This is a genomic window from Haloarcula sp. MBLA0163 (assembly GCF_055632435.1).
The window spans coordinates 59,602-75,663 of sequence record NZ_CM145745.1; the positions used below are offsets into that span (position 1 = coordinate 59,602).

Sequence of the window (16,062 nt, forward strand, 5' to 3'; positions counted from 1 at the left end):
CCGATGGGCCACTCCCGTGCCGGTCGACCTCGTCGCTCCGTCGTTCGCCGTCGGCGAGACGTCGTTGGCGCTCCCGACACGTGACCGACGCGTACTGGACGGTCCGGGGCCCGGCGCCTGTCGACCTTTGGCCTCGAACCGGTCCGCACCGTGTCGTCGAGAACTGCCCGGCGCACTACGACCGTCTCGGCCGGGTGACCGCCGGCTCGTCGCTCCTCGGACCGTCGACGGGTCGCCGCTTCGGCGACGCAGCAGCAGATTCGTCCGATTGCGGAGCGCTGACGCCTCTCGACGCCGGTTCACGCAGACCGGCCTCGGCACAGGATAAATCGCTATCCGCGATACAGAATCAGCTCAGCCGGCTACGGATCGTCTCGGCCGTCGCCGCGCCGACCCCGTCGACGCTCGTCAGTTCGTCCGTCGAGGCCTCGCGGACGTTCTCGACGCTCCCGAACCGGCGGAGCAGTCGCTTGCGCGTCTCCGGCCCGACGCCGGGCAGGTCGTCCAGCGCCGTCGACACCTCGTCCCGGAGCGTCTGGTGGTACTGGACCGCGAAGCGGTGGGCCTCGTCGCGGACGCGCTGGAGGAGGTGCAGGTGCGGGGCGTCGTCGGGCCAGTCGTACACCCGGTCCGGCGTGATCACGAGCTCCTCGTCTTTCGCCAGCGCCACGGCGGGGACGTCCCAGCCGGTCTCGGCGAGGGCGTCACGGGCCGCGCCCAGCTGGCCGTCGCCGCCGTCGATGCACAGCAGGTCGGGGTCGGGACGGTCGTCCCTCCCCTCGACGGCGCGCTCGGCCCGCCAGCGGACCAGCTCGCGCATGTTCGCGTAGTCGTCGTTGCGTTCGGTGAGCTTCTTCCGGCGGTAGTCGGACTTCTCGGCGGTCCCGTCGACGACGGTGACGTTCGACCCGACGACGCTCTTGCCCTGCGCGTGGCTCACGTCGAACCCCTCGATGCGACGGGGGCGGTCGACGCCAAGCGCGTCGGCCAGCGCCCCGACCGCGTCGTCGGCACCGCCGCGCTGCTGGGCGTTCTTCAGCGCGAGGTCGACGAGCGTCGCCTCGCGGCCGGCGCCGGGCACTCGCAGGTCGACGCCCTCTCGTTCGAGCCACGCCTCGATGTCGGGGTCGGCGGGGTCCTCGGCACAGAGGACGGTGCCGGGCAGGTCCCGCTCGGCGTAGTACTGGGTGATGAACGCCCGATAGACGCCCGCCGGCCCCTCGCCGTCGGGCGCGTCGAGCGTGTGGCGCTCCCGGTCGACCAGTTTCCCGCCCTCGGCGTGGAGGCGGGCGACGACGGCCCGGTCGCCCTCGACGACGGCACCCAGTACGTCCGTCGCGGCGCTCCCGCCGGCGTCGCTGACCGCCGCGTCGCCCTCCCCGTGGAGGGCTTCGACGGCGCCGAGCTTGTCCCGCAGGTTCGCCGCGCGCTCGAACTCCTGTCGCTGGGCGGCGGCGTCCATCTCCTGCCGGAGCGGGTCCGCGAGGACGCCCACCTCGCCCTCGAAGAACCGCTCGACGCTCTCGACGTCGGCGGCGTAGTCGGCCGCGCTGATCTCGCCGGTACAGGGGGCGGTGCAGATGCCCATCTCGTAGTCCAGGCAGGGCCGGTCGCGGTTGCTGTACTTGTGGTCCGAACAGCCCCGCAGGCCGTAGGTCTCCCGCAGGGCCTTGACCACCGTCTCGACGCGGCCCTTGTCGGTGAACGGGCCGTAGACGGTGGCGCCGTCGGCCGGGTCCCGCGTCACCTCGATGCGCGGGACGGCGTGGTCGGTGAGCTGGACCAGCGGGTAGGACTTGTCGTCTTTCAGGCGGACGTTGTACGGCGGCCGGTGCCGTTTTATCAGGTTGGCCTCCAGCAGGAGCGCCTGCGTCTCCGTGTCGGTCACCGCGAAGTCGACGACGGCCGCGCGGTCGACCATCTTCGCGATGCGGCGGCTCCGCGGGTCGGCGTACGAGCGCACCCGGTCGCGCAGGTCGACGGCCTTCCCGACGTACAGCACCCGGCCCTCGTCGTCCTCGAACTGGTAGACGCCGGGCTCTCGGGGCAGGTCACCGGCCCGCGTGCGGACGCCCTCTGGGTCCATCGCCTCCGGGTTAGCGCTCGGTGGAGTTGAACGTCACGCCAGCGGGTCGTCCGTCACCGGGGGCTCGCTGGCGTCGGCCGACGGCGTGCCGGGGCGGACGGCGGCGCGGACCCGCTCCAGCACGGCGTCGTCCTCGGGCGCCGACAGCTCGACGTCCTCGCCGCCGGCCACCGAGACGACCAGCACCGTCTCGCGGCTCCAGAGGTAGACGCCGAGGACGACGGCGGCGAGCGCCAGCGCCAGTCCGCCGAACAGCGTCATGATGTCGTCCAGTTGCGCCAGCAGTCGGAGCAGCCCCTGCAGGAGTCCGAGCATCCCGCCCAGCCCCATCGCGCCAGCGCTTCCGACCCCGTCCAGCGAGACGCCCGCCACGAGGCTGTCGAGGCTGACCAGCTGTCCGGCCGCGACGAGGGCGACGCCGGCGACGAGCGCCTTCACGCCCTGTTCGAGGAAGGCGGCGTTCCCGGCGGTCCGTCTGTCGACGCCCTCTACGTTGGGCCGGTCGACCTGCCGGAAGTTCGGCCCCTCGCGGTCCGGCGTGAACGCCAGCAGGCGGTGGCTCGTCACGACGACGCCGCCGTCGCCCACCCGGACCTGCTCCCGTATCGTCTCGCCGTCGTAGAGGAGCTCCCCGGCCCGTTCGACCCAGTCCATACACCGTGTATGCCGACCGAGCGCTTTCAATGCTCCCCCATCCCAAACGGCTATCTCATCAGCGCCCCGACAGGCGTACATGGTGAGTGACCCTCGCTGTCCGCACTGCGACGGCAAGGTCAGCGCGACGGCGACGTGGTGTATGCACTGCGGGCGGGACTTCTCCGAACCGGTCGAGGCCGACGGGGGACGCGTCGTCGGCCACGGCCTCGAAGCGCCCTCCGACCTCCTGTCGGCGCTCGAGTCCGGGGACGCCAGAGCCATCGGCCGGACGTTCGAGGGCCGCGAGGACGGCCCGCGAATCGTCGGCGCCGCGCTGGCCGTCGTCGCGTTCGTGACCCTCCCGATAGTCTCGCCGCCGGGCGTGACGCTCCTCTATCTGGCGGCCGTCGCCGGCGTCGGCCTGTACGCGGCCCGCCAGCCATCCGTCGACGACGCCGTCCGGGACGGCGGTACCGCCCTCGCTGTCGCCCCGTTCGCGCTGTGGCTGGCGGCGGCCCTGCTCTCGGGGTTCGCCGGGGTCAGCGTCGCCGACCTGCTCGGCCCGGTGGTGTACGCGGGGCTGGTGCTGTTCGCGGTCCGACGGCTGAGCTAGTGACCCGCGCACCGGTATCAAAACTACCATGACTGCCGACGACGAGGGTCCACCTATCAGGTGGCTTCCGTGACCAAGAAACAGGAATACACTGGCGACTACCCCGAGAAGACGCTGTATCTCCCCGGCCCGACCGAAGTGCGCGACGACGTCGTCCAGGAGATGGCCCAGCCGATGTTCGGCCACCGCATGGACCGGATGACCGACCTCTACACGACCATCGTCGAGGACACCAAGGAGTTCCTCGGCACCGACAACGAGGTCATCGTCCTCACCGCCTCCGGTACGGAGTTCTGGGAGTCGACGACGCTGAACCTCGTCGACGAGAACATGCTCGTCCCCACCTCCGGCGCGTTCAGCGAGCGACAGGCCAACGTCGCCGAGCGACTCGGCAAGGACGTCGACCGCATCGAGTACGAGTGGGGCGAGGCCGTCAAGCCCGCGGACGTCCGCGACGCCCTCGAGAGCGGCGAGGACTACGACGCCGTCGGCATGGTGATGAACGAGACGTCGACGGGCGTGCGAAACCCCGTCGAGGAGATCGGCGACCTGCTGGGCGACTACCCGGACACCTACTTCGTCGTCGACGCCATCTCCTGTCTGGGCGGCGACCAGATAGACGTCGAGGGCCACAACATCGACTGCATCTTCACCTCGACCCAGAAGGCCTTCGCCATGCCGCCGGGTCTCGCGGTGTGTACCGTCAGCGACGACGCCTACGAGCGCGAACTCGACAAGGAGTCGGCCTCGTGGTACGGCGGCTTCCAGCGCTGCCTGGACTACTACGACCGGAAGGGCCAGACCCACTCCACACCGGCCATCCCGCTCATGCTGGCCTATCGCAAGCAGATGAAACACATGCTCGAGGAGGGCCACGCGGCCCGCGACCGGCGCCACCGCGAGATGGCCGAGTACACCCGCGAGTGGGCCCGCGAGCACTTCGGCCTGTTCCCCGAGGAGGGGTACGAGTCCCAGACCGTGACCTGCGTCGAGAACACGCAGGACATCGACGTCGCCGCCACCGTCGAACAGGTCAGCGAGGAGTACGACATGGTGTTCTCCAGCGGCTACGGCGACCTGAGCGAGGCGTCGTTCCGCATCGGCCACATGGGCGAGCACACCGTCGAGAGCATCGAGGCACTGACCGACGCCATCGAGGACGTCGCCGGTCTGTAACTCCGCTCCTTCGCCGTCGGCGTGTCGTAGCGGCTCGCCCGGACTGCCGTACCCGCATCCCGGGACGGTCGCGAGCGGTCACGCGGGCGCTCCGGTGGTGACCGACAGCAGTCCGTATTAGTGCCCGGGTCCCAGAGAACCGACAATGGCAGCCGTCGACGACCCCGAGACAGACAATCCCTACGTAGAGGACCCCCCGACGGAGTTCGACCCCGTCGAGGAACTCAGCGAGAGCGAGGCCCGCGACCAGGCCGCCCGGTTGCGCGAGGCCATCCGCTACCACGACCACCGCTACTACGTCGAGAACGACCCGCTCATCGGCGACCGGGCCTACGACGCGCTGTTCTCGCGCCTCCAGACCCTCGAGTCGACGTTCGGCCTCGACACCGAGGGCAGTCCCACACAACGGGTGGGCGGCGAACCGCTGGACGAACTCGGCGAGGTCGAACACGTCGCGCCGATGCAGTCCATCGACCAGGGCGGCGAGGCCGACGACGTCCGCGAGTTCGACGAGCGGGTGCGGAGACGGCTGACCGACGCCGACTACGACGGCGCCGTCGAGTACTTCTGCGAGCCGAAGTTCGACGGCCTCTCCGTCGAGGTGGTCTACGAGGACGGGGAGTACCAGCGCGCGGCCACCCGCGGCGACGGCGAGGTGGGCGAGGACGTCACCGAGAACGTCCGCACCATCGCCACCGTCCCCCAGCGCCTGCGCGGGGACTACCCCGACTTCCTCGCGGTGCGCGGCGAGGTGTACATGCCCCGCGAGGCGTTCACGCAGTACAACCGCGAACGCGTCGAATCGGGCGAGGACCCCTTCGCCAACCCCCGGAACGCCGCCGCCGGGACGCTCCGGCAACTGGACCCCGGCGTCACTGCGCAGCGCCCGCTCGCGGTGTTCTTCTTCGGCGTCCTCGACGCCTCGACGGAGTTCGAGAGCCACGCTGCCCTCCACGAGCGACTTCCCGAGTGGGGGCTCCGGGTCTGTGACCGGACCGAGGTGGTCGACGACGTCGAGGCGGCCATCGACTACCGCGACGCCCAGCTCGACGCGCGCGACGACCTCGACTACGAGATAGACGGCGTCGTCCTGAAGGTCGACGACACCCGGGCCTGTGACCTGCTCGGGTCGACCAGCCGCGCGCCGCGCTGGGCGTTCGCCTACAAGTTCCCCGCTCGGAAGGAGGAGACGACGGTCAGAGACGTCGTCGTACAGGTCGGTCGCACCGGCCGACTCACCCCCGTCGCGCTGATGGACCCGGTCGAGGTCGGCGGCGTCACCGTCACCCGCGCGTCGCTGCACAACCCCTCGCTCATCGCGGACTTGGGCGTCGGCGTCGGCGACCGCGTGCGCATCAAGCGCGCGGGCGACGTGATTCCGGACGTGGTCGAGGTGGTCGAGAAGGGCAGCGAGGGCCACTTCGCGTTCCCGGACACCTGCCCCGTCTGTGACAGCCCCGTCGAGCGCGACGGGCCGATGGCGTTCTGCACCGGCGGCCTGTCCTGTCCCGCCCAGCGCGAGCGCTCCGTCGAACACTACGCCAGCAGGGACGCGCTGGACATCGAGGGCCTCGGCGAGAAGGCCGTCGAGCAGCTGCTGGCGGCGGGCCTCGTCGAGGACGCCGCCGACCTCTACGACCTCTCGGTCGAGGAGCTGGCGGACCTGGAGGGGTGGGGCGAGACCAGCGCACGGAACCTCGTCGCCGAACTCGACGCCGCCCGCGAACCGCCGCTCGCGGACTTCCTCGTGGCGCTGGGCATCCCCCACGTCGGGGACGTCACGGCACGGAACCTCGCACAGGAGTTCGGGACGTTCGCGGCGATTCTCGACGCCGGCGACGCCGGGGACCGCGAGGCCTTCGAGGCCGTCCCCGACGTGGGCCCGGAGGTCGCCGAGAGCGTCGTGGAGTTCTTCCAGAGCGAGGGCAACCGCGACGTGCTGGACCGACTGCTCGACCGCGTCGACCCGCAGGCCGCAGCGGCGACCGGCGGGGACGCGCTGGCGGGGCTGACCTTCGTGTTCACGGGGTCGCTCGACGGCCTCACCCGGGGCGACGCACAGGACGTCGTCGAGCGCAACGGTGGCTCGGCGACCAGCAGCGTCTCGGGCAACACCGACTTCCTCGTCGTCGGCGAGAACGCCGGCCAGCGAAAGCGCGAGGACGCCGAGGCAAACGACGTGGCACTGCTGGACGGCCGCGAGGAGTTCGAGGCGAAACTCCGGGAGTACGGCATCGAAATCGAGTGACGGCTTTCCGGTGGTTCGTCGCCACGTTCGCCGTCGCGACAGCAGAAAGCGAACCGGCCGCCCGTCCTAGAGGTCCGCGAGGCTGAACGTGTAGTAACTGATGCTCGCGGCGACGCCGATCCAGGTGAGCATGAACACGACGACGGCGGGGTCGGAGTAGTAGAACGGCAGGGACCCCGACCCGGGCGCGCAGGTGACGACGGTGCCGAAGATGCCCTCCTGGGCCTGTGGCGCGCCGTTGAGGACGTCGGCACAGATGGTGCGACTCGCCTCCTGGCCCTGGCTGAACATCCCGTACCGGGCCGACAGCGCGGGGGCCTCCCCGGAGCCGAGCATCGAGTTGACGAGGGTCTTGTAGGCCTGGTTCGGGTTGACGAGCTTCAACAGCAGGACGACGTGCCAGCGGATGGCGCCGGTCACGCCCAGTTCGTTCGAGAGGATGTTCCCGACGCCGTTGGCGCCGGCGTTCCAGAGGAACGTGAAGTAGAAGTAGACGATGAAGTTCGCGGCGCCCGACCAGAGGCTCTTCTCGAAGGCCCCGGAGATGGAGACGACGATGGCGACGAACACCAGCGCGAACACCACGGTGAAGAACGAGAACAGGCCGAACAGCTCGGGTTTGAACGTCAGTCGCGAGGCGGTCAGGAAGACGGCGGTGATGGCCAGCGAGGCGACCAGCGGCACGCCGAGCACCGCACACCGGCCCAGCACCTTCCCGATGATGACGTCCTTCCGGGAGTGCGGGAGCGACAGCAGGAGCTTCAGCGACCCCGACGTGCGCTCCTTCGAGATGGCGGCGAAGCCGAGGAAGATGGCGACGATGGGCAACAGCAACGTCACCATGTTCAGGTACACCTGCGAGAGCAGGAGCTGCATCCCCAGGCCCTGTCCCTGCTGGCTCACGCCGATGTCGAAGTACAGCGCCAGCGCGACGGGGGCGATGAACGCCGTGGTGAAGATGAGGCCCAGCAGCCAGAGCCCCTTCGACCGGATGGCGTCCTTGAACTCCTTCTTCGAGACGGTGTACCACTCGAAGGTGTTCCGGAGGAGGCGGTCCAGCCCGGCGAGGCCGCCCTCGCTGGCGGTGCTCATGCCTCCACCTCCTGTTGCTCGGTGTAGGCGCTGAAGAGGTCCTCCAGCGACGCCTCCTGGGTCTCGAAGTCCTCGACGGCGACGCCGGCCTCCTCGAACGTGTTGAGGACGGTCATCTTCGCGCTGCCGTCGCAGTTGACGGTGACGCGGTCGGTGTCCGCCCGCACGCTGGACACTTCCGGGAGGGCGCGCACGTCCTCGACGGCGGCGTCGAGGCCGTCCGTGTCGCCGACGGTGACGACGAGCTTCATGTCGCCCTGTGCGGCCGCCCGGAGCCCCTCGACGCTGTCCTTGGCGACGAGTTCGCCGTCCTGGAGGATGCCGACGGTGTCACAGACGGCCTCGACCTGGCCGAGGATGTGCGAGGAGAAGAAGACGGTGGCGCCGCGCTCGCTCTCCTCGCGCACGAGGTCGCGCATCTTGCGGGCGCCGTTGGGGTCCAGCCCCGTCGTCGGCTCGTCGAGGATGAGGAGGTCCGGCTGGTCGACGAGCGCCATCGCCAGCACCAGTCGCTGTTTCATCCCCTTCGAGTAGCCGCCGGCCCGCCGGTCGGCGGCGTCGGCGACGCCGACCCGTTCGAGCAGCGCCTCGGGGTCGTCGTCGGCGTCCTTCGACTCGATGACGAACTCGACGTGTTCGCGCCCGGTCAGGCGCTCGTAGACGTCGTAGCCCTCCGGGAGGACGCCGATACGCTCGCGGATGGCCTTCGACTCCTCGTTGACGTCGTGACCGAGGACCGTCGCGGACCCCGCCGTCGGGCGGACGAAGTCGAGCAGGATGTTGATGGTGGTCGACTTCCCGGCGCCGTTGGGACCGAGGAAGCCGAAGACCTCACCCTCCTCGACCGTGAGGTCCACTCCGTTCAGGGCGACGACGTCCCCGAACTCCTTGCGGACGCCGTCCAGTTCGATGGCGGTCATACGCGCCGCTTGTGCCGGCCTCCGGTATAGTCTTTCGTGTTACGGACCGGTCGGTAACGGGCCGAGACGCCCTCAGACCTCCTCGTCCGGGCCGTGAGAGCCCGCCATCCGCTCTGCCTCGGTGGCGTACCGTTCCCGGGTCTCGGCGTCGTCGACCGGTTCCAACCGGGCCGGTTCGATGTCGATGGCGGCCGTCACGCGCTTTTTCATCAGGAGGTTCGTCGAGAACTGTTTGGTCACGTGGCGGTCGCCCTCCGGCGTGGCGTAGACGAGCGTCACCATGCGCTCGTCGCCGTAGCTGGAGCGCTCGACCAGCCAGCAGCGGACCGTCTCGTCGGCGTCGGTCATCGACTCGCCATTCCGGTGCCAGCGGTTTGTATCCTCCGAGCGCGGGCCTCGCCACCCCGTCCGGAGACGCTACCGTACCACACGGGGAGAGTTTTGCCGTAACTCGTGGTTATAGATGCGTAGAGATATATGCATACTGCACATGACCGACCGCTACGGATTCGGGACGAGATGCGTCCACGCCGGGCAGGAGGAGCCCGACCCGGCGACCGGGGCGCGTGCTCCGCCCATCTATCAGACCTCCTCGTACGTCTTCGAGGACGCGGAGACGGCCGCCGACCGCTACGCGCTGGAGGACGACGGCAACGTCTACTCGCGGTTCGACAACCCGACGGTGCGGATGCTCGAACACCGTCTGGCGTCGCTGGAGAACGCCGTCGACGCCGTCGCCACCGGGTCCGGGATGGCCGCACTCGACGCCGCGACGACGGTGCTGGCGTCGGCCGGCGACAACGTCGTCTCGGCCTCGTCCATCTACGGCGGTACGCACTCCTATCTCGCGACCACCGCCAGCCGACGGGGCATCGACACCCGGTTCGTCGACACGCTGGACCCCGACGCCTACGCCGACGCCATCGACGACGACACCGCCTACGTCCACTGCGAGACCATCGGGAACCCCTCGCTGGTCGTGCCGCCGCTGGAGGAGATCGCCGAGGTGGCCCACGACCACGGCGTCCCCCTGTTCGTCGACAACACGTTCGGGACGCCGGCGCTCTGTCGACCGCTGGACCACGGCGCCGACATCGTCTGGGAGTCGACGACGAAGTGGATCCACGGGTCCGGCACGACCGTCGGCGGCATTCTCGCCGACGCGGGGTCGTTCCCGTGGGGCGAGTACCCCGAGAAGTACCCGGAGATCGGCGGCCAGAACCCGGCGTTCGACGCGAACTTCGCCGAGCGGTTCGGCGACCGCGCGTTCTCGATGGCGGCCCGCCAGCGGGGGCTGCGCGCGCTCGGTGACGGGCAGAAACCGTTCGACGCCTGGGCGACGATACAGGGCAGCGAGACCCTCTCGCTCCGGATGGAGCGGCACTGCTCGAACGCGCTCACCGTCGCCGAACACCTCCAGGACCACCCCGACGTGTCGTGGGTCACCTACCCCGGACTGGCGAGCCACGAGACCCACGACCTCGCCGAGACGTACCTGGAGGGCGGGTACGGCGGCGTCGTCACCTTCGGGCTGGAGGGCGGCTACGACGCCGGCCGACGGTTCTGCGAGGAGACCGAGCTGGCGCAGTTCCTCGCGAACATCGGGGACGCGAAGACGCTCGTCATCCACCCCGCCTCGACCACCCACGCCCAGCTCTCCGAGGACGAACAGCGCGCGAGCGGCGTCAGTCCGGACCTCGTCCGGATGAGCGTCGGTATCGAGGACCCGGCCGACGTCGTCGCCGACATCGACGACGCTATCGAGCGAGCCACATGAGCGTCGAGTCACAGACCGTCTCGCTCGGCGAGTTCGAGTTCCAGTGCGGGGAGACGATTCCGGACCTCGAACTGGCCTACGAGACGTACGGCGAGTTCGAGGGCGACAACGCCGTGCTGGTCTGTCACGCCCTGACCGGGAGCGCACACGTCGCCTCGCGGGGCCGGTTCGAGGAGGGCGACCAGGCGTACGCGTGGTGGGACGACATCGTGGGTCCGGGGAAGGCCATCGACACGAAGGAGTACTTCGTCGTCTGTGCGAACGTCCCCGGCTCGTGTTACGGCTCCAGCGGCCCCGCCAGCGAGAACCCGGAGACGGGCGAGCCCTACGGGCCGGAGTTCCCCCCCGTCACGGTCGCCGACTGGACCGAGGCCCAGCGGCGACTGCTCGACGAACTGGGTATCCCGGCGCTGTACGCGGTCGTCGGCGGCAGCGTCGGCGGGATGAACGTCCTCGAGTGGGCGAAACGCCACCCCGACCACGTCGAGAAGATAGTGCCCATCGCCGCCGCCCCCCGACTCGACCCGCAGTGTCTCGCGCTCGACGGCATCGCCCGGCGTGCCATCACGACCGACGAGCACTGGAACGGCGGCGACTACTACGGCGACGGCGAACACCCCGACGAGGGCCTGGCGCTCGCTCGACAGCTCGGCCACGTGATGTACTTCTCGAAGTCGAGCATGGAGCGGCGGTTCGGCCGCCGCGCGGCCACGCGAGAGGCCGAACGCGCGTTCCCCACGGACCCCGCCGGGCGCTTCTTCCCGTACCGCGACGTGGAGTCGTATCTGGACTACAACGCCTCGAAGTTCGTCGAGCGCTTCGACGCCAACAGCTACCTCTACCTGACGCGGGCGATGGACAACTACGACCTCTCCTCGGGGTTCGAGGACGACGCCGACGCGCTGGCGGCCTTCGACGGCACGGCGCTGGTGATGTCGTTCACCGGCGACTGGCACTTCACGACCCAGCAGTCGGAGGCGCTCGCCGACGCCCTGCGGGAGACCGACACCGACGTCGCCCACCACGTCGTGGACTCGGACTACGGCCACGACGCCTTCCTCGTCGAACCCGACAGCGTCGGCCCGCCGCTGGCCGACTTCCTCGAGGAAGGGCTCGACGGGAACGCCATCTCCGACACGGAGGAGAGCCCGGAGGAACCGTCGGACTTCGCGCCGGTCCACAACAGTCTCTTTTCACGCTAGTCTTTAACACACTTCGGCGCGACTGTCTGTCTGTATGACAGACATGTCCACGGGCTCCGAGAGCAACAAGGTCGCGTTCGGCCAGACGGTGTACGACGACGCCGGCAACGAGATCGGGACCATCCGGGGGTTCGACGAGCACGGCTTCTACGTGACCGTCGACGAGGGCATCGAGGCGCTCTCCAGCGAACACGTCTCGACCGGCAAGGCGGGCGAGGCGGAACTGATGTGGCGCTGCTGGGAGTGTGGCGAGATGGGCCAGATAGAGAAACTCCCCGAGGAGTGCCCGTCCTGTGGCGCGCCGAAAGAGGAGATCTACTACTGGCAGGAGGACTGACCGGCGACCCACCTCGGTTTCTCGCGGCTCAGTCGCGTTCGACGCGGTCGGCCGTCGCCGCGTCGAGGTCCGTCGTCACCGCCGCCAGCGCGTCCTCTGGGACGGTGAAGCGGACCGTCTCCTCGCGCCACTCGACCAGCGCGTCGCCGTCGGCGTCCCGGACGACGAGGTAGGCCACCTCGTCGGCCAGCGTGGCGACGGCCTCGAACGTCTCGGCCGAGAACGGGACGGTGCCGGCGGTGTGGTCGGCGGCGACGGTGACGTCCGCGTGGCCCGAGAGCGTCTCCAGTTCGAAACGCGGGCGGCCGGTGAGGTCCGCGCGCCGGCCCACGTCGAGGTAGAGGAACGCCGTCTCGGGGTCGCGAGCGGTGGCGTCCAGAACCCCCGCGAGGACGTCGACGCGGGCGTCCGTGGCGTCCGCGGGCGGGCGCACCCGAAACCGTGGCTCGTCGTCGGGCCACGTCGGCGTCCCAGTGTCGAGTCCGGCTCGCTCCCACGCGTCGACGATGGCGTCCGTGAGGCGGTCGACGCCGACGGCTTCGATGGCCTCGGTCATCCGCTCGGCGTCCGACTCGGCGTCTCGCTCGTCCATACCCGCCCTTCGTGACGGGCGCTGTTGTGGCTGGCGGTCCGCGCTGGAACGCTTTTGTACGACCCTGCCCTCCGGTGGCGTATGGACATCGTCGTCGTCGGCGCGGGCAGTCTCGGCAGCCTCCTCGGCGGGTTGCTCGCCCGCGAACACGACGTGACGCTGGTCGGCCGGGAGCCACACGTCGGGGCCGTCCAGCGGGCGGGACTGGACGTGGTCGGTACCGAGTCCTTCCACGTCGACCCGGCGGCCGACACCGCCCCGCCGGCCGGCGCCGACCTCGCGCTGGTGGCGGTCAAGAGCTACGACACCGACGACGCCGCGGCGGCGCTGGCCGACTGCTCGCTGGACGCGTGCCTCTCGGTCCAGAACGGGATGGGCAACGAGACGACGCTGGCGGCCGAACTGGACTGCCCGGTGCTCGCGGGCACCTGCACCTACGGCGCGAACCTCGTCGACCCGGGTCGGGTCGACTTCACCGGACGCGGCGAGGTGGTGCTGGGGGCCCGCGGGGGCGGCCCCTCGACGGCCGCCGACGACGTGGGTGCGGCGTTCCGGGCGGCCGGCGTCGAGACGACGGTGGCGACGGACATGCCGACGCGTCTCTGGGAGAAACTGGCGGTCAACGCGGCCGTCAACGCGACGACGGCGCTGGCCCGCGTCGAGAACGGCGCGCTGGCCGACGGTCCCGGCCGGACGCTGGCCGCCGACGCCGCCCGCGAGACCGCCCGCGTCGCCCGCGCACGGGGCATCGACCTCCCGGACGACCGGGCCGTCGCGCTGGCCGAGCGCGTGATCCGCGACACCGCCGCCAACCGCTCGTCGATGCTGCAGGACGTCGAGGCGGGTCGACGAACGGAGATCGCCGCCATCAACGGCTACGTCGTCGACGCCGCGACGGCACCGGTGCCGGTCAACGAGACGCTGTCGCGGTTGGTGACGCTCTGGGAGACGCGGACGGCCCCCGGACACGAGGGCCGAGAGACGACGTGAGAGGGTCGGTAGCCACCGGCTACTCGGCCAGCGTGGACCGCCCCCGGTGACGACTCAGTCACCGTCGGCAGGCTGTTCGACGTGCTGCCGTGAGATGCCGAGCATCTCGCGGGCCTCGGCGGGCGTCGCCACCTCCCGGTCGAGCCGCTCGATGATCTCGACGGTCCGGCGGACGAGCTGCTGGTTACTCTGTGCCTTCTCGCCGCGGCGGTAGTAGAGGTTGTCCTCCATCCCGACGCGGACGTGTCCCCCCAGCAGGACAGCCATCGTCGTCAGCGGCAGCTGGTGTGGCCCGATGGCGAGGACGTTGAACTCCGCGCCGTCGGGGACGTTGTCGACCATCGTGAGCAGCGTCTGCGGGTTCGCGGGCGTGAACGACCCGCCGAAGATGAGATTGACGTACGGCGGCTCCTCGACCAGTCCCTCGTCGACCAGGCGCCTGACCTCGGCGAGCTGGCCGGAGTTGAACACCTCCAGTTCGGGTTTGATGCCCTTCGACTGCATCTCGACGGCGAGGCGCTCGATGTTGTTGCGGGTGTGGTTCGTGATGATGTGTTTGTCCCGCTTGAACGGCCCCAGGTCGAGCGAGGCCATCTCCGGGGGCGGGTCGGTCCGGATGCCCGCGACTCGCTGTTCGTAGGGACTCTGCCCGCCGGTGGTGTTCTGGACGATGATGTCGTCGCAGTGGTCGCGAATCGCGTCGTTGACCGCCTGCAGGCGCGTCGCGTCGTTCTCGCCGTGCTCGTTCCGGCCGTGGACGTGGGCGATGGACGCACCGAGCTCCTCGCAGGCCGCCACCTGCTGCGCTATCTCCTCCGGTTGCTCGGGCAAGTTCGGGTTCGCGTCCTTGCCGTGGACTGCCCCCGTCGTGGCGACGGTGACGATGACCTTCTTCTGCCGGTGGTAGTCCTCGTATGACACTGGTGAGGGTCAGACCGTTCGGTACTTCGTTACGACACAGCTATCTGACGAAGACGGTGGGTAACAAACTGCTAGCGGCAGAATGGCGTCCATAACCAAACGCACCGAACCTGTCGTTCACCCCGATGGTCTGCCCACATCTCGACTACCGCGACGCCGACGGGGAGCACTCCTTCGACCACGAGCGGCCCTACTGCGAGATACAGGAGGCGTTCGTGTCCCCGATGGCGGCCGACCTGTGCAACGACCGCGCGCAGTTCGACCACGAGACACACTGTGCGGTGTACCAGCGGTACCACCTCGACAGCGACCAGCTGGTCCCCGGTCTCGACCTCACCGATGCCGACTGAGACGACGACCGTCGAGCGGACCCGGTCGACCGACGGCTACACGATTCGGTGGTACCGGCCCGCCGACCGCGAGGGGTTCCTGACGCTGCACGACCGCGTCTTCTCGGGGTTCTCCGCCGAGTGGTTCGACTGGAAGTTCGCCGACAACCCGTACCTCCCGGAGGCCCCCATCGTCGTCGCCGAGCGCGACGGCGAGCTAGTCGGGGCGCGGCCGAACCTCGCCTTCCAGATGCGGGCGGGGGACACGTACCACACCGCCATCCAGTCCTGTGACACGATGGTCCACGAGGACCACCGGCGGCAGGGGCTGTTCAGTCGGATGAGCGAGCGCCTGTTCGAGGACTACGCCGACGCCGGCGTCGACTTCACGTTCAACGTCCCCAACCCGATGACGACGGCGGGCCTGGCCAAACTGGGCTGTGAGCGGGCCGGCGAACACACCACCTACTACCGCGTCCAGGACCCGGCGGCCTACGCCGACGTGGCGAACCCCGTCGCCGCGACCGCCGGCCGTCTGGCCGCCCGGGGGTACCTCCGAGCGCGCGGCCGTCGCGTCGACGTTCCCGAGGAGGTGAGCGTCGCTCGACACACCGAGATACCGGCGGCGACGCTGGCCCGTCTCTACCGGCGACGCCCGCCCAGCGAGATTCACGCCTACCGCGACGAGCAGTTCTTCGAGTACCGCTTCGGAAACCCGACCTGGGAGTATACGGCCTACACCGCCCGCCTGGGGGGTGAGCCGGTCGCCGGGGTCGTCACCGGAACACAGGAGTCGGACGGCCAGACGGTCACGCAAATCGCCGACGTGGTCCCGCTGGTCGGCGACGCCGAGCGCGACCGGGCGCTCCCGGCCCTGCTGGACCGGGTGCTGGCCGACCACGCGGACGCGACGGTGGTCGCGGTGCGGGGCGACTCGATACCGCGGGACCTGCTCGCGGCCTTCGGCTTCCACAGCGACCAGCGGCTCCCGCTCCGCCCGCTGGCGACCCAGACGACGATGATAGTCTCGCCAGTGCCCCTGGACGGCGACTGGCGCGTCGCCGGTCGGGACATCCGCGACCTGGAGAACTGGCGCCCGACGTTCGTCGAACACAACACGGCCTAGAACGGCGCGGACGCGCC

Annotated in this window: 16 protein-coding genes; 9 read left to right on the plus strand and 7 right to left on the minus strand. The window is 69.9% G+C overall.

Translation table 11 applies throughout. From position 1 onward, the window contains the following. Positions 1–349 precede the first annotated feature (349 nt). Both ACV7GQ_RS00290 and ACV7GQ_RS00295 read right to left on the minus strand, forming a co-directional pair. A complete protein-coding gene (locus ACV7GQ_RS00290) occupies positions 350–2,086 on the minus strand; it encodes an excinuclease ABC subunit C (RefSeq protein WP_470311568.1) in 1,737 nt (578 codons plus the stop codon). Positions 2,087–2,119: 33 nt separating this feature from the next. Continuing rightward, a complete protein-coding gene (locus ACV7GQ_RS00295; RefSeq protein WP_470311569.1) occupies positions 2,120–2,740 on the minus strand; it encodes a hypothetical protein in 621 nt (206 codons plus the stop codon). A 79-nt stretch (positions 2,741–2,819) separates the two neighbouring features. Here ACV7GQ_RS00295 and ACV7GQ_RS00300 point away from each other — a divergent pair, with 79 nt between their 5' ends. The 3 genes from ACV7GQ_RS00300 (at position 2,820) to ligA (ending at position 6,759) form a co-directional block, all read left to right on the plus strand. After that, positions 2,820–3,335 (plus strand): hypothetical protein, encoded by a 516-nt coding sequence (locus ACV7GQ_RS00300; RefSeq protein WP_470311570.1) that lies wholly within the window; start codon positions 2,820–2,822, stop codon positions 3,333–3,335. A 69-nt stretch (positions 3,336–3,404) separates the two neighbouring features. Beyond that, on the plus strand, positions 3,405–4,511 hold the full coding sequence (locus ACV7GQ_RS00305; protein WP_470313125.1) for a pyridoxal-phosphate-dependent aminotransferase family protein: 1,107 nt from the start codon (positions 3,405–3,407) through the stop codon (positions 4,509–4,511). A 145-nt stretch (positions 4,512–4,656) separates the two neighbouring features. Then, the gene (gene ligA / locus ACV7GQ_RS00310) at positions 4,657–6,759 is read left to right on the plus strand and encodes an NAD-dependent DNA ligase LigA (RefSeq protein ID WP_470311571.1); all 2,103 of its coding nucleotides are present in this window, start codon (positions 4,657–4,659) and stop codon (positions 6,757–6,759) included. Between the two features lie 66 nt (positions 6,760–6,825). On the opposite strand, the gene ACV7GQ_RS00315 is transcribed toward ligA, so the two are convergent. From ACV7GQ_RS00315 to ACV7GQ_RS00325, 3 genes are all read right to left on the minus strand, one after another. Then, positions 6,826–7,851, minus strand: coding sequence for an ABC transporter permease (locus ACV7GQ_RS00315; protein WP_470311572.1), 1,026 nt, complete (start codon positions 7,849–7,851; stop codon positions 6,826–6,828). Further along, the gene (locus ACV7GQ_RS00320; RefSeq protein WP_470311573.1) at positions 7,848–8,771 is read right to left on the minus strand and encodes an ABC transporter ATP-binding protein; all 924 of its coding nucleotides are present in this window, start codon (positions 8,769–8,771) and stop codon (positions 7,848–7,850) included. The genes ACV7GQ_RS00315 and ACV7GQ_RS00320 overlap by 4 nt, the downstream gene beginning before the upstream one ends. 72 nt (positions 8,772–8,843) lie before the next feature. Next, positions 8,844–9,119: a DUF7967 family protein gene (locus tag ACV7GQ_RS00325; protein ID WP_470311574.1), complete on the minus strand. Its 276-nt coding sequence runs from the start codon at positions 9,117–9,119 to the stop codon at positions 8,844–8,846. Between the two features lie 142 nt (positions 9,120–9,261). Between ACV7GQ_RS00325 and ACV7GQ_RS00330 the strand changes: the two genes are divergently transcribed. From ACV7GQ_RS00330 to ACV7GQ_RS00340, 3 genes are read left to right on the plus strand one after another with little or no spacing between them, the layout of a single operon-like run. Next, a complete protein-coding gene (locus ACV7GQ_RS00330; RefSeq protein ID WP_470311575.1) occupies positions 9,262–10,548 on the plus strand; it encodes an O-acetylhomoserine aminocarboxypropyltransferase/cysteine synthase family protein in 1,287 nt (428 codons plus the stop codon). Next, positions 10,545–11,750 (plus strand): homoserine O-acetyltransferase MetX, encoded by a 1,206-nt coding sequence (gene metX / locus ACV7GQ_RS00335; RefSeq protein WP_470311576.1) that lies wholly within the window; start codon positions 10,545–10,547, stop codon positions 11,748–11,750. Before ACV7GQ_RS00330 ends, metX begins: the two co-directional genes overlap by 4 nt. A 34-nt stretch (positions 11,751–11,784) precedes the next feature. Further along, positions 11,785–12,087, plus strand: coding sequence for a DUF7130 family rubredoxin-like protein (locus tag ACV7GQ_RS00340; protein WP_470311577.1), 303 nt, complete (start codon positions 11,785–11,787; stop codon positions 12,085–12,087). Positions 12,088–12,115: 28 nt separating this feature from the next. On the opposite strand, the gene ACV7GQ_RS00345 is transcribed toward ACV7GQ_RS00340, so the two are convergent. Beyond that, positions 12,116–12,679, minus strand: a complete 564-nt coding sequence (locus ACV7GQ_RS00345; protein ID WP_470311578.1) for a hypothetical protein — start codon at positions 12,677–12,679, stop codon at positions 12,116–12,118. 81 nt (positions 12,680–12,760) lie between these two features. On the opposite strand from ACV7GQ_RS00345, the gene ACV7GQ_RS00350 reads away from it, so the two are divergent. Next, positions 12,761–13,669 carry a ketopantoate reductase family protein gene (locus ACV7GQ_RS00350; protein WP_470311579.1) on the plus strand — a complete coding sequence of 303 codons (909 nt, stop codon included), beginning with the start codon at positions 12,761–12,763 and terminating at the stop codon, positions 13,667–13,669. Between the two features lie 54 nt (positions 13,670–13,723). Here ACV7GQ_RS00350 and ACV7GQ_RS00355 read toward each other — a convergent pair whose 3' ends face one another. Then, complete coding sequence (locus tag ACV7GQ_RS00355; RefSeq protein ID WP_470311580.1) at positions 13,724–14,590, minus strand: beta-keto acid cleavage family enzyme; 867 nt, start codon at positions 14,588–14,590, stop codon at positions 13,724–13,726. Positions 14,591–14,715: 125 nt separating this feature from the next. Here ACV7GQ_RS00355 and ACV7GQ_RS00360 point away from each other — a divergent pair, with 125 nt between their 5' ends. After that, positions 14,716–14,940, plus strand: coding sequence for a hypothetical protein (locus ACV7GQ_RS00360; protein ID WP_470311581.1), 225 nt, complete (start codon positions 14,716–14,718; stop codon positions 14,938–14,940). Further along, a complete protein-coding gene (locus ACV7GQ_RS00365; protein WP_470311582.1) occupies positions 14,930–16,045 on the plus strand; it encodes a GNAT family N-acetyltransferase in 1,116 nt (371 codons plus the stop codon). The genes ACV7GQ_RS00360 and ACV7GQ_RS00365 overlap by 11 nt, the downstream gene beginning before the upstream one ends. The last annotated feature ends 17 nt before the right edge of the window (positions 16,046–16,062 follow it).